At 72.4% G+C, this 13,402-nt stretch carries 9 protein-coding genes; 5 read left to right on the top strand and 4 right to left on the bottom strand.

The window, feature by feature from the left end:
- The first annotated feature begins 307 nt into the window (after positions 1-307).
- The 5 genes from FNX44_RS15410 to FNX44_RS15390 all read left to right on the top strand — a co-directional run bounded on the left by FNX44_RS15410 (position 308) and on the right by FNX44_RS15390 (position 6,419).
- Positions 308-1,477 carry a cytochrome P450 gene (locus FNX44_RS15410; RefSeq protein WP_143648821.1) on the top strand — a complete coding sequence of 390 codons (1,170 nt, stop codon included), beginning with the start codon at positions 308-310 and terminating at the stop codon, positions 1,475-1,477.
- Positions 1,478-1,549: 72 nt separating this feature from the next.
- Positions 1,550-2,956: a preATP grasp domain-containing protein gene (locus FNX44_RS15405; RefSeq protein ID WP_143648820.1), complete on the top strand. Its 1,407-nt coding sequence runs from the start codon at positions 1,550-1,552 to the stop codon at positions 2,954-2,956.
- A 15-nt stretch (positions 2,957-2,971) separates the two neighbouring features.
- Positions 2,972-3,949, top strand: a complete 978-nt coding sequence (locus tag FNX44_RS15400) for an aspartyl/asparaginyl beta-hydroxylase domain-containing protein (RefSeq protein ID WP_143648819.1) — start codon at positions 2,972-2,974, stop codon at positions 3,947-3,949.
- A gap of 29 nt (positions 3,950-3,978) precedes the next feature.
- Entirely contained in the window at positions 3,979-5,130 is a 1,152-nt protein-coding gene (locus tag FNX44_RS15395; RefSeq protein WP_143648818.1) for a glycine amidinotransferase, read from the top strand.
- Positions 5,127-6,419, top strand: coding sequence for an ATP-grasp domain-containing protein (locus tag FNX44_RS15390; RefSeq protein ID WP_143648817.1), 1,293 nt, complete (start codon positions 5,127-5,129; stop codon positions 6,417-6,419). The genes FNX44_RS15395 and FNX44_RS15390 overlap by 4 nt, the downstream gene beginning before the upstream one ends.
- Here FNX44_RS15390 and FNX44_RS15385 read toward each other — a convergent pair.
- The 4 genes from FNX44_RS15385 to FNX44_RS15370 all read right to left on the bottom strand — a co-directional run.
- Positions 6,380-7,366 (bottom strand): phosphotransferase family protein, encoded by a 987-nt coding sequence (locus FNX44_RS15385; RefSeq protein WP_143648816.1) that lies wholly within the window; start codon positions 7,364-7,366, stop codon positions 6,380-6,382. The genes FNX44_RS15390 and FNX44_RS15385 overlap by 40 nt on opposite strands.
- Before the next feature lie 538 nt (positions 7,367-7,904).
- Positions 7,905-8,972, bottom strand: a complete 1,068-nt coding sequence (locus FNX44_RS15380) for a C40 family peptidase (protein WP_143648815.1) — start codon at positions 8,970-8,972, stop codon at positions 7,905-7,907.
- Positions 8,969-11,515 (bottom strand): hypothetical protein, encoded by a 2,547-nt coding sequence (locus FNX44_RS15375; protein WP_143648814.1) that lies wholly within the window; start codon positions 11,513-11,515, stop codon positions 8,969-8,971. Before FNX44_RS15375 ends, FNX44_RS15380 begins: the two co-directional genes overlap by 4 nt.
- Positions 11,512-13,402: ATP-binding protein (locus FNX44_RS15370; protein WP_143648813.1), on the bottom strand; the 1,891-nt coding region annotated here is incomplete at its 5' end. The genes FNX44_RS15375 and FNX44_RS15370, both read right to left, overlap by 4 nt.

Raw genomic sequence — 13,402 nt, 5'->3', positions numbered from 1 at the left:
GGGATAGGGCGCGCGTCTGGGCACGGAGGCGGGCCGGGGGCTGTACTCGTCGTGTTCCGCCCGGCGCCCGTGCGACCGGGCGGGACCACGGTGACGAACCCGTTCTCTACGGCCGTTGTCCCGCCCGCCGGGCTGCACCTGGCCGCCCGTCGGGCGAGGGCCGAACAGAGCGTTCGCCACCGTGCTGGACGTCCGCCGCCCAACGCCGAGGAAGGGGACTGCCATGTCGTACGACCACTGAGCCCGAGGCATCCGGGGCGGGTCCGCTGGGGCGGGCCCGCCCTCCCCGCTCTGGAAGGACCCCGCGATGCCCTCTGTGACCGACCGCTACGAACCCTTGGACCCCGAGGTCCTGCGCGACCCCTACCCGGTGCTGGCCGAACAGCGGATGCGCGAGGCGGTGTTCTGGCACGAGGGGATGGGCTCGTGGGCGCTGACCCGGTACGCGGACAGCGTGCGGGTGCTGCGCGACCACGAGACGTTCGCCCGCGACCCGCGGCGCACCGGGGGCACGGTGCCGGAGCCGTCCTTGAGCGTGCAGACGCTCGACCCGCCGCAACAGAGCGCGGTGCGCTCCCTGTTCATGACCGCGCTGCGTGCCCAGGACCTCACCCGCATCGAGGAGCGTGCCCACCGCCTGGTGCTGGACCGGCTCGACCAGCTGGCCGGCACCGGCCCGTTCGATGTGGTGGCCGAGATCGCGGTGCCGCTGTCCGTGGCGGTCGTGGCCGATCTGCTGGGTGTCGAGCCCCCGCCGTACGGGGAGTTCGCCGCGGTGTCGGACGCGATCATGCGGAGCATGGACGGCGGACTCAACCCGGCGCTCCTTGAGCCGGGCCGCGTCGCCCGCCAGCAGCTGAGCGACCTGGTCGACTCCTGGTTCGCGGCCTCGGCCCGGCCCGGACTGCTGGCCAGGGTCCGGCAGGCCGTGGCCCCCGACTCCGACGCGCTGACCCGGCTGTACGTGAAGAACACGGCGCGGGTGATGTTCCAGGGCGGCTACAGCACGATGGCGGCCGCCGTCGGCAACGCCGTGCACACCCTCCTCGCCCACCCCGGGGCCCTGCACCAGATGAGGGACCGGGCGCTGCTGGCCACGGGCGTGGACGAACTGGTGCGCTTCGACGGGCCGGTGCAGGGCACCACGCGCACGGCGGTACGGGCGTGCCGGATCGGCGGCGTCGACATCGTGCCGGGGCAGAAGGTCGTCCCCCTGTTCGCGGCGGCCAACCGCGATCCGGCCGCCTTCACGCGGGCAGACGAACTGGTGCTGGACCGCACCCCGAACCGCCACCTCGGCTACGGGTGGGGTCCGCACTCCTGCATCGGTACGACCGTGGCCCAGGCGGGGCTGCGCGCCCTGGTCACGGCCCTGAACGACCACCCCGGCCACCTGGCGGGTGCCGGCGACGGCGTACGCCGCCGCACGGCGACCATGCGGGCCTTCGACACGCTGCCCGCCGCCCTCCTTCCCTGATCCTCCTCCCCTCGCCCGGTGCCGCGAGGCGCCGCCCGCCCGGGTGTCCGCCCACGTCTTCAGGAGTCCGTCGTGCGCATCCTCATCGGCAACCACATCGATCCTTCGATCCGCGCGCGCGGCGACATGCGCGCTTGGACGCAGCGCCTGGTCTGGTTCGCCCGCCCCGATGACCTGCTCATCCTGTGCTGCGAGCCGGACACGGCATTCGTCGACCACGCCCTGGCCCACACGGGCGTGAAGCGTGAGGAACTGACCGTCCTGGCCGCACCGGCCGGAGCGTGGGGCGAGAGGCTGCTCGATCCCGCCTCGCTGACCGCGCCCGCGTTCGTGGAGCAGGTGCGGGCCGCACTGGGCCCGGCCGGGGCCGGCGCGGTGAGCGAGGTGTTCGCGCTGTGGCCGTCGGCCGCCGTGGCACGGCTCGCCGACGCCCTGGGCGTGGCCGACCGCTTCCCGGGCGCGGCCTTCTTCGGGCAGGGCGGCGGGGAGATCGGGAACAACAAGGCGAACTTCCGGGCCCTGGCGGCGGCGGCCGGGGTGCCGATCCTGCCGGGCCGCATCTGCCGAAGCCGCGCCGAGGCGATCGAGGCGACCGGCGCGCTGCTGGAGACCTCTGCGAGCGGGGCCGTCGTGGTCAAGCAGGCCCACAACGGGGCCGGGGTCGGCAACCAGCTGCTCGTGCGCGATCAGCAGATGGCGGTGGACCACGTCGGAGCCCGGCACCTGCACTACCTGGCCCCGGGCGTCGACGGCGTGGCCGCGTACTGGGCGGAGCGGTGGCCGTGGGCGAGCGGGGAAGACCGGTGGCCGGTCGTCATCGAGGAGTTCGCGCCGGGCGCGGATGCGGTGTACTCCGAGCACTACGCCTCCGACACGGGCACCCGGGCCACCGAGACGGGCCGTCTGCACTACGTCGGGCGGCGCCTGAGCCACCAGGTCGTGCCGCTCGACGGCGTCACCGCGCCCGCACGTACGGCACTCCTGGACGGCGGGGCCCGGCTGGCCGAGGCGTACCGGTCGATGGGCTACCGCGGGCACCTGAGCGCGGACGCCCTGGTCCTGCCCGGCGGGCGGGTGGTGTTCACCGAGGTCAACGCCCAGGTCAGCGGATCGCTGCACATCTACCAGGCGATCGCCCACGGCATCGTCGACGTCACCGCCGCCGCGGCCCGGCAGGTGGTCGAGTACCACGTCCCGCCCACCTGGGCGGTGCCCTCCTTCGCCGCTTTCCTGGATGCGCTCGACGCGCTGGGCCTGGCGTACGACCCGGCCACCCGGACCGGCGTGATCGTGTCCATGCCCGCCATCCCCCTGGCCCCCGGCGAGCCGGTGCAGTTCGTGTTCTGCCTCGCCTACGCCCCCGCTGAGGGCCACCTGGCTGCGTTCGCCCGGCTCGACGCGCGGTTCGCGACCGTTCCCGCCGGCACCTACGACGCCAGCCAGCACATCGGCACCGGCGCCGTGTCCTTCTCCTCCTGACCCGGAGCCTCACCCATGACCACCACCTCGCTCACTGCGGCGGCCGAGGCCGCCCAGCTCTCCCCCGTCTTCGACGCCGGCCGGCTGGCCGCCGAGCTCGCGGCCGTCACCACCCACACCTGGAATGTGCAGCGCACCCACACCTACGGCGGGCAGGTCGGCCAGGCGGCCTCGATCGACTGGCGGGTCCTGCCCCTGCGCAGCCTCGGCGGCGACTCCGAGCGCACCGACCCGGGCGGCCCCGGACCGCAGCCGTTCGCGGCGACCCGCTGGCTCGACCAGCTGCCCTACCTCGCGCAGATCCTTCACTCGCTCCCGGCCCCGCTGAACGCGGTGCGGCTGATGGCGCTGGGGCCCGGCGCCGTCTCGAACCCGCACAGCGACCCCAAGTACCGCCTGGACCGGGGCATCGTGCGCCTGCACATCCCCGTCGTCACCGACCCGGGCGCCGTGCTCGTCCTGGACGGCGTCGAACACTGCTGGCAGCCGGGCACCTTCTGGTACGGCGACTTCTCCCGCGAGCACCTGGTACGCAACACCAGCCAGACGGTCACCCGTATCCACGTCGTCATCGACGCCCTGCTCACCGCCGACCTCGCAGCCTGGTTCCCGGACTCCTGGCAGCAACTGCTGACCCGTGGCGAGGTCCTGTTCAACCGCACCGGCCCGCACCCAGCCCCGGCCTGGCCCGCCGGACTGCCGTACGAGGCGCTGCTGCCGTCCGGGTTCGCGGACTTCGACGCGGCCGCCCCGCTGGACGGCGCCCTCATCCCCGCCCGCATCGACCGCGGCGCCGGCGGCGTCCTCGCCCTGACGATCGCCGGGCGCACCTTCGCCCTCGTCCCGGTCGGCGGACCCGAGTTCCGGTTCTCCGGCTGGAGCGAGCAGCGAACCCTCCAGCCGGACAGCGATGGCGGCGGTCTGGCCCTGCGGGTCCGCCGGGGCCGCGCGCTCGCCGACCGGCACATGACCGCAGCCCCCCGCACCTCCTGACCCGCTCCACGCATCCGAGAGGAACGCCCATGCCCCGCCTGAACAGTCACGACGACTTCACCCCGCTCAGGGAGATCATCGTCGGGTCCGCCGCCAACTACGTGGGACACGACCGTGACGTCAGCTTCGAGCTGTTCCACCACGAGAACCTGAGCGGCTTCCGGTCGGACTGGGCCTATCCGCGCCTGACGAAGGCGGCGGCCGGCCGCCGGGAGAGCTGGACCATCAAGGCGCGGTACGCCGAGGAGCTGCACGAGGACGTAGAGGGTCTGGCGGCCACGCTCGCCGGGCTCGGGGTCGTCGTGCACCGGCCGCTGCCCCTGCCTGCGGACGCGGCCCCGGTCGCGGGCCTGGGCTGGGAGGCCGCCCCCACCCCGGCGCTGAACATCCGCGACAACACGCTGATCCTCGGGAGCGAGATCATCGAGACGCCGCCCGCGATCCGCTCCCGCTATCTGGAGACCCGCCTGCTCGCCCCGGTTTTCACCGCCTACTGGGAGGCCGGCGCGCGGTGGACGACGATGCCCCGCCCCACTCTCACCGACATGTCGTTCGACCTGTCGTACGCCCGGGACACCGCGACCACCCTGGGTGGGCCAACCGAGGCCATCGACGACCCGCAGCCGAGCCCGTACGACGTCGGTGTGGAGATGATGCTGGACGGCGCGCAGGTCCTGCGGCTGGGCCGCGACCTGGTCGTCAACGTCGCCCAGGAGAACCACACCCGGGGCGCCGAGTGGCTTCAGCGGCACCTCGGTCACCAGTACCGCGTCCACCGGGTGTGGCGGATGGCGGACAACCACATCGACAGCATGCTCCTCGCCCTGAAGCCGGGCGTGTTCCTGGCCCGACACGACGGCATCCGGGACCTGATGCCCGAACGCTTGCGCTCTTGGCGCTTCATCGTGCCGCCGGAGCCCGACCAGGGCGCGTTCCCGGTGTACGACGACTACGAAGACCTGGTCCTCACCAGCCCGTACATCGACCTCAATGTGCTCTCGGTCGACGAGCACACGGTGCTGGTCAACGAGGAGTGCACCGGCCTGGCCAAGCTGCTGGAGGCCGAGGGCTTCGACGTCGTGTCCGTACGGCACCGGCACCGGCGCCTGTTCGGCGGCGGGTTCCACTGCTTCACCCTCGACACCCACCGCACCGGCGGCTTCGAGGACTACCTGTCGTGACCCTCCCCGGTGTGCTGCTGCTGGACGCGGCCGGCCCCGAAGCGGGCGCCCTCGCCAGGGCGGCAGCCGCCCGCCGCCACCAGGTCCACGCCGCGACCACCACCACGGCGTACGCGGACTACGGACCGGAGCTGAAGGGCCTGCTGGCCGGGCACATCGTCACCGACTTCACCCGGCCCGACCGAGCTCTCGACGAGATCGCCGCGTACGCCCGCCGCCGAGGTGTGGGGGCGGTGCTGACCGTCAACGAGTACCTCACCGAGCTCACCGCGCATCTCTGCGCCGAGCTGGGGGTGCCCGGCAACGACCCGGGCCGGGCACACGCGGCCCGGGACAAGGCGGCCATGGCCGAGACGTTCGCCGTGGCCGGGGTGCGCGCCCCCTACACAGTCCTCGTCCGGGACGCGGACGGGTTGCGGGCCGCGCTGGCAGACCCGTCGGTCGGCTTCCCCTGCGTCATCAAGCCGGTGGCCGGGGCGGGCTCCGCCGGCGTCACGGTGGTGAGCGGCCCGGCCGGTGCGGCCGCGGCCGCCGACGCCGCCCGAACGGTCGCTGGCATGTACGCACGCGGCGGCGACCCGGGCGTCCTGGTCCAGGCGTACGCCGCCGGGGCGGAATACAGCGTCGAGTCCTTCACCCAGGACGGCAACACGACGCACCTCGCCGTTACCCGCAAGCAGGTGACCGGCGGCGCAAACAGGGTCGAGACGGGGCACAGCCTCCCCGTCCACCTGACCCCGGTCGTCGAAGCGGCCGTGTACCGGGAGGTGAAGGCGGCCATCCGGGCGGCCGGTATCCGGCACGGGGCTTCGCACACCGAGGTCATCGTGAGCCGCGACGGGCGGTGCTCGGTCATCGAGATCGGCGCCCGCCTCGCTGCCGGGCAGATCGGGGTCCTGATCCAGCACGCCCTGGGCGTCGATGTCTGGGCGGCGCTGCTCGACGTTGCCCTCGGCCGCCCGGCCGCGCTCGCCCCCACCACCCACGGGTACGCGACCGTGCGGTTCGTGACCAGCCCGCGCGCCGGACGGCTGGCGTCGCTCTCCGGGCTTCCGAGGGTGGGGCCGGGCGTACCGTTCGCCCGCTGGCGGGCGGCGATCGGCGGCCCCGTCCACGAGCCGCACGCCAACGGCCACCGGCTGGGGTCGTTCGTGGTCACTGGACCGGACGCCGCCGAGGTCGAGGAGCGGGCCGACACGCTCCTGCGGGAGATCCGCATCCACGTCGAGCCGCACCCGAACGGGCCCGGTCAGGTCAGTGAGGCGAGCACCTCGGCCATCGCGCCGTAGCTCTCGCGGACCGCGTCCGCCTTGGCCAGCCGGTGGCGCTCAAGGCGGATCGCGCCCAGGTGCCGGGCCTCGTACACCCGCGCCCGCCACATCGCGGCGGGCGAGCGGTCCAGCACTCCGTAGGACTCCCAGAACGCTTCGCGCTCGTCCGCCTTGGCCGTCGCCATACGGATGGTCCAGTCAGCGGCGGGGTCACCGAACCATGTGCGGTCGAAGTCCAGGACGCCGGTGATCACCGGCTCGGGGGCCGCCGAGTCCATCAGGGCGTTGACGGTCCACAGGTCCCCGGTCAGCAGCCTCGGTTCGGTGACCTCGTCGAGCACGGTGCTCTCGTGCGCAGCCACCGCCGCGACCTTCCGCACGTCGGCCGCGTCCAGGCCGGAGCCGTCCATGTCGGCGGCGATCTCCTCCAGCGACGCGATCACCGCCTCGCCCCACGTGGCGTACCCCGGCCCGCTGACGGGCCCGAAGTGGGGGCCGCGCACGTCGTGCACGGAGCGGGTGACGGCGCCCATCTGCCGGAAGAACGCCGGCCACGCGGTACGCGGATACGTTCCCAGGTGCTCCGGGGCCGGGATGCCGTCCAGGTGGGTCTGGATCATCCAGTCCCGGCCGATCACCTCGTGCGACCAGTCGGCGGCGAGCACTCGCGGCATCAGCGGCGCGATCACCGCCAGCCACGGCAGGCTCGCGAACTCGTTCCGCATCAGGTGGCGCTCACTGCGGAACTGGCGGGCCTCTGGCGGCGCGACCCGCAGGATCACCGGCCGGACCTGGTCGGCCAGGGTGACGCGGTAGACGTTGTTGTACATCCCCGTGCCCAGCTCGACAGCGGACATAGGCATGGCGTCGCCGCCGAAGGCCCGTCGACAGACCTTCCCGATCTCCTCCGCGGTCAGTGACTGCTGGAACGCCTCCGAGGCACGCTCAACCGGCTGGAAGTCCATACCGCTCAGGATGCCCCGCCCGGAGGCTGTTCGTCACATGCACCGCGTACGCGGTCTGGCCGAAACGTCCGCCCTGGTGACATAGCCCTTGGCGCCCGCTCACTCCCAGCCCGGGCGGGAGCCAGCAGTCCAACCGCCCCTGCCAGGCCCGCCGCCGTGCTGGTGCACTTCGCCGATACCCGCGCCCGTGTGACTGAGCGCTTCAGTTGACGAGTTGAGCGCGGGACCCTGAGTGAGCGTCACTCACACGGGCGACGTGGGGTATCCGGCAAGCCCAGAAGGGAGGCGTCCGTTCCTACGGTGGAGCCATGGGCTACTACCTCGATGACGACGGCGACCCGATCGAGACCGACGACGTACCGGAGGACGACTACGCCGACCACCTGCCGGACTTTTGGACGGGGCCGGTGGTGGACCCTGCGGTATGACACTGGTCTGCGCAACTCGCCAACTGAAGCGCTCAGTCACAGCCCGCCGTATCCGGTCTTTCCAAGCGGACAAGCGACGGACAAAACGATGGGCCAACTCGAATGCGGCCTTACAAGAGCACCCTGCGTACATCCCAGGGGAACTGTGCCCAGTAAGTGCCCGGTGCCACGGTGACCTCTTCTACGTTCTTCCCTGTTCGTGGTGCGTGGATCATCTTGTTGTCGCCGATGTACAGCCCGACGTGGCCCCAGTTGCCGTCGTTGTTGAACACGATCAGGTCGCCTGGCCGGATCCGGTCCTTCGATACGCCTTTCCCTGCCGTCCGCTGCGCCTGGGAGGTGCGCGGCAGCGTTATCTTCGCGCCTTGGTACACGGCGTACTGGGTCAGTCCGGAGCAGTCGAAGCCGCCCTTGGTCGGGCCTTCGGTGTTGCCCCCGCCCCACACGTACGGCTTGCCCAACTGGCCGCGGGCTGCAGCGATGACCTTCGCCGCGGCGCCGGACGCCTTCGACCCGCCGCTGTCGGGGGCGGTGAAGCGCTGCTCTGCGGCGCGGATCACCCGCACGTAGTTCTGTGTCTCCCGGTACGGCGGCACGCCCTGGTAGCGCTGTACGGCGCCGGGTCCGGCGTTGTATCCGGCGAGCATGTTGTTCACCGGGTCGCCGGGCACGCCGACGAGTTCCTTGGCGACGACGCAGAGGTAGTCCGCGGCGGAGAGGATCGCGTCGGCCGGGTCCCACACGTCGGTCTTGCCGTCTTTGTTGTAGTCCTTGCCGTAGATCCTCCAGGTGCCGGGCATGAACTGGGCGATGCCTTGGGCGCCGGCGGGGGACTTGGCTTTCGGGTTGAAGCGGCTCTCCTGCTGGAGCAGCGCGGCCAGCCGTCCAGGGGTGAGGGTGGGGCACCGGTTGCCGGCCGCGGCGATCAGGTCAGCGTAGGCGGCCGGCACGCTGCCGGCCGCCAGACCGCCCGCGCCGACCTGCTCGGCTCCTCCTGCGGCGTCGTTCTGTTGGCGCTGCTGCTCGTCCTGGACGGCGGCGGCCAGCCACGCCGCGCCGGACACCAGCATCATCAGCAGCCCGAAGACGCACAGCAGGGCGGTGAGGCTGCTCGGCAGCAGCCACACCATCACCCCTCGGCGTGCGACGCGACTGGCCGCTGTGGGCTCGCGCGTCACGGATCGTTCCTGCGGCGACGCGGGCCCGGCCGCCGCGACTGGCTGTCACCGCCCTGGCCGTTGATGATGCTGGTCTGCGCGGCGCGGCGCGCAGCGACCCGGCGGGCGCGGTCGTGGAGCCTGGCATGCGCCCCCACCGCACCCACCCCCGGTGCCGGAGTGGAAGCCGGCGGCGGCGTCGGTGTGGGCGTGGCGGCTGTGCGGGCTGGGCGGGTCCGGCCGCCAGGTCCTGACCGTGTGGGGCTGGCCGGCGTGCGCCGGTGGCCGCGCGCGGCCGGCCCCGTGCCGGCACCGCCGCCGCTTGGCCTCCTCGCCCCGCCCCTGCCGCTCGCAGCCGGCTGGCCCGGCGGGCGCGTGCGCGCGGCCCGCATCTGCGCGATCCGCTCCCGCAGCTGCTCGGCGTTGGCGGGGACGTGGCCGGGCATCCCCAGCCCTGCCTTGGCTCGGGCCCGGGACAGGGCTTGGCCGACTGCTGCCCGGCCCTGGGCCGTTCCGCCGGCCCGGACGCCGGCCGCGGCTGCCCGGCCGACGATGCCCGCCCCGGTCACCATGACGCCGCCGGTCGCGGCCCCTGCACGGAGGGTGCTGCGCACAGCCCCCGCGCGCCGCCCGCCCGGCCCCGCTCCGCGGCCGGCGAACCCTCCGGCCGCCGGCATGCCGCCCACCATCGCGCCGCCGCGGCCGCGCGAGGCCAGCATCCACGCGGCGCCGGCGGCGCCGAAGCTGCGGCCGCCCAGGGACTCGGCTGGCGAGGTCATGGTCTGCCCGCCGAAGTTGGAGTTGCCCATGCGGGCCCGGGCCCGGGAGGCGACCTGCCCGGCGGTGGACGCGATCTTCCGCCGGAATGTGAACATGGCGATCGCAGCGGCGTCGATGACGATGAAGCGGACGACGATCCCGCCCGGGATCTCGTCCTCGCCGGCGGTCACCAGGGCCACCACGATCACGATGAACAAGGCGAGAGCAGCGATCGAGAGCACGAGCAGCGCGAGCCACTTCCCGATCGCGGCCGCCCGGCCCCACAGCCACGCCCGTCCCGGCCCGGGCAGGACACCGACCGCGAGCGCGAACCGGGCGAGGGCCGCCTCGACCGCGAGCCAGAACTGCGCGTTGAGGTAGCCGAAGACGGTGACGATGACGAATGCCATCGTCAGCAGCGAGGCGATCAACAAGAACAGCGCTCCGCCGAGCTTCTCCGGGGTCGGCTCCTTCGCCGCCTTCGCCGAGCCCTGCACGCAGCTCTTCTCGAACCCGTCGATCGGGCCGACCGCGAACAGCTCTTTCCAGGCGTCCTGCTGGGTGATGTCGGTGCCCATGGCCTTACGCCAGGCGTCCATCTTCTTGGTCTGGTTGTCACTCAGCCAGCCGCCGATCCCGGGGATCTTCTTCAGCTGGTCATTGAGCCAGCGGTTGACCGCGCCGTCCTGCTTGGACCGCTCCTCCTTGAGCATGTCCTCCCACACCGCCTGCCGGGCCCGTGCGTCCCGGAACTCCTTCTCGCAGCCCCCGGACCACACCTGCCCGTAGGACAGGAGCATCGCCGGCTTCGTCACGAACGCGTCCACCAGGGCGTTGGTGATCGGCCGGCTGATCTCCTGGGGCAGGTCGGTGAGTTTCACCGGCGCCGAGGGGCCGTTGCGCATGTAGTCCTTCTCCGCCGCGGCCTCCTCCGCTGGCGACTTCTCGCTCGGCCCCTCGATCCCGTCCAAGATCAAGGCGCCCACGTGCGCCGACAGCTCCCGCGCCTTGCCCAGCGCCCCGTCCTGCTCGTCCAAGATCAGCGACGCCGGCGAGGACAGCGTTGTGGCGGCCAGTGCCGAGATCAGCAGCGCCGCCACCGCCTCCCCCCAGCCGCGCGCCTTCACCCCGAACATCCAGTGCCACGCCGCCACCACCAGCGCAAACGTCAAAAACAGCGACGGCAGTCCCATGTACAGCAGCAGGTTGGAGTGCAGCGAGTTCGACACGGCGAGCACCGGCTTGAGGAGCAGCGCCGCCAGCGAGAACGACAACGCCCAGGCCACCAGCCAGCACGCGAACGCCACCAGCCACAGGTTCAACTGGAACAGGAACTCCACGATGAAGTGCCGGGCCTTCAGGTCCCAGGCCTTCCAGTCCCCGGTGTCGGCGTGCACCTGGTAGATGCTGATCGGGCTGCCGTCCCGGTCGGTGACCTTGAACGCGCCCAGCACCCCCTTGGACAGGGCCTGCTTCTCCTTGTACTCCTCGACCCGGTCCTCGAACTTCTCCTCGGGCGTCTTCGCTGCTTCCTCGGCCTCCTGCTTCTTCTTCCGCTCCACCAGGGCCGGGTTGTTGTCGATGCAGTTGTTGCCGCCCAAGCTGCCCCGCGCGGTGCAGGGGTTGGCTGGCGGGTCGGCGGCCGCGATCGGCGCAAGCAGCAGCACCGTGAGGCTGACCAGGAGCAGCACCACGCCCGCTATCAGGATCCGCCCGGGCCGGCGCAGCGGCTTCGGCAGCAGCAGCCCCAGCAGGTAGCGGGTCTCAGGGTCCGGGAGCTGGGCCCGCATCAGGGCCCGGATCATGCGGCGGCCGCCACGATCGCGTCAGGATCGGAGTGCAGATGGGGCTCGATCGCCGCGTCGGGCGGCGTCACGACCTTCATGCCCGAGATCCGCCCCGCCAGGTCCCGGTGCAGGCACTCACCCGCCCGCGCCTGACGCTCCTGCGGGCTGAGCCCCACCGGTGACAGTTGCGTCATGACCGTGGTCTGCAGATCCGGGTCGTCCGGGTTCAGCCCGAGGAACGCAAGGCCGCGCCGGGCCAGCTCTAGGTCCGGCTGCCGGAAGAGCCACTTGCGGGGGATCAGCCCGCGGATGATCGCGCCCCGCCGGGAGTCGGAGGGGCCGATGTCCTCCGGGTCGTGACTGGCCAAGAACGCGGCGGCCAGGTTCTTCCGGCCATCGCGGACCATCTCCAGCACCAGCTCCAGGCCCTCGGGCGAAGAGGTCAGCCACCAGCACTCATCCCACACCGCCACGCAGAACTCCGACGGCGAGGAGAAGCAGATCGACCGGCTCACCGCCGCGATCAGATACATCGCCGCCCGTCCGAAGACCTTCTCGTCCTCCACCTTCTCCAGGCCCGCCTCCAGCTCCTGGGCTGTGGGAAGCGACAACGCGTGCACCGCGAACACGATCGCGTCCGCCCCGCCCGCCGCAAGCGGCGGCAGCGCCTCATCAAACAGCGCCCGGCTCATGTCCAAGTCTTCGAACGCCCCCAGCGCGCGCCCGGCCCGCCGCGCCGCCGCATCCCGGCGGCCGCGCTGCTCCAACTCGCCCAACAGCACCTTCAGCGACGGCCGCCGGTGCTGCAGCACCGCGCCGATCGCCTCCCGCAGCGCCAGGCCCTCCTCCGACCGGGGCGCGATCCCCAACAGCAGCGTCAGGAACGACTGCGTGTACCTGCGCGCCTCCCGCACATCGGAGAAGATCCGCAGCGGATCCAGCGACACCTGCGCGTCCTGGCCGATCTCGATGACCTGCGTCGTGCCCGGGCACGCCCGCGTGAACGCCGCCCACTCCATGTGCGCGGTGCGGTCCACCACCACCACACGCCCCCGCGACCGCGGCTGCCCGGCCCGCCGGCCGCCCGCCAGGATCTGATACACGGCCGTCTTCATCGCCGTGGTCTTGCCGCTCCCGGACTCACCGATGAACGCCGCCGACGCGGACGCCGCCTCCTCCCGCGGCCCCCGCGCCCAATCCACCAACACCGGCCGCGCACCCCCACTCGTGGTGTGCAACCCGAACAGCGGGCCCCGCTCATCCCCCAGCTGCGCCGTCGCGAACGGGCCGGCCATCGCGAACCCCCGAGACAGCAGATACTGGCGGTGCCGCACCATCACCGACGGCGTCCGCGCCCCCGGCAACATGCCGTACCACAGCTCTTCCTGCTGCCCCACCGGCCGCGAGATCTCATACAGCGCGTCCTTGAACTCCGCCGAAACCGCCGCCGCCCGCCGATCAGCCTCACCCGGCGTCTGCCCCCACACGCACATCGCGACCATCGCCTGCACCTCGACCTCGGTGCGGTCCGACAGCTCCTGCCGATAGTCATCGATCGCCGCCGTCGCCTTGTCCAGCGTCGGCGGCGGCCCGATCGGATCCTCGGCGTACTCCTCGTACTGGTGCTCCAGCTCCGCCGCCTGCCGCTGCGCCTTCGACTCCGCCTCCGAACCGCGCACCACCTTCAGCCGCGCCACCCAGTCCACCGGGAACCCAAGCCGATCCAGCTCCGCCAGGTACTCCGAGCCAGGGAAGGTGAACTTCTCCGGCATCTGCGACAACACCAGCAGCGACTGATACGACTCCCCCCACGGCGTCGCCACCTGCAACCACCGCCGCGCATACGGACCCACCCCCGACACCGCCTCCTCCGCAGCCGCTTCCGCGACCTCGGCCGCATACGGC

Origin of the sequence: Streptomyces alkaliterrae (genome assembly GCF_007097205.2) — a bacterium.
GTDB lineage: Bacteria > Actinomycetota > Actinomycetes > Streptomycetales > Streptomycetaceae > Streptomyces > Streptomyces alkaliterrae.
Note: the sequence above shows the minus strand (reverse complement) of the source record. Positions and strands in the feature narration are given on the sequence as shown.

Coding starts and splice junctions, on each gene's coding strand:
- FNX44_RS15400 (WP_143648819.1), top strand. CDS start 2,972: ATGACCACCACCTCGCTCACTGCGGCGGCCGAGGCCGCCCAGCTCTCC.
- FNX44_RS15385 (WP_143648816.1), bottom strand. CDS start 7,366: ATGGACTTCCAGCCGGTTGAGCGTGCCTCGGAGGCGTTCCAGCAGTCA.
- FNX44_RS15395 (WP_143648818.1), top strand. CDS start 3,979: ATGCCCCGCCTGAACAGTCACGACGACTTCACCCCGCTCAGGGAGATC.
- FNX44_RS15410 (WP_143648821.1), top strand. CDS start 308: ATGCCCTCTGTGACCGACCGCTACGAACCCTTGGACCCCGAGGTCCTG.
- FNX44_RS15375 (WP_143648814.1), bottom strand. CDS start 11,515: ATGATCCGGGCCCTGATGCGGGCCCAGCTCCCGGACCCTGAGACCCGC.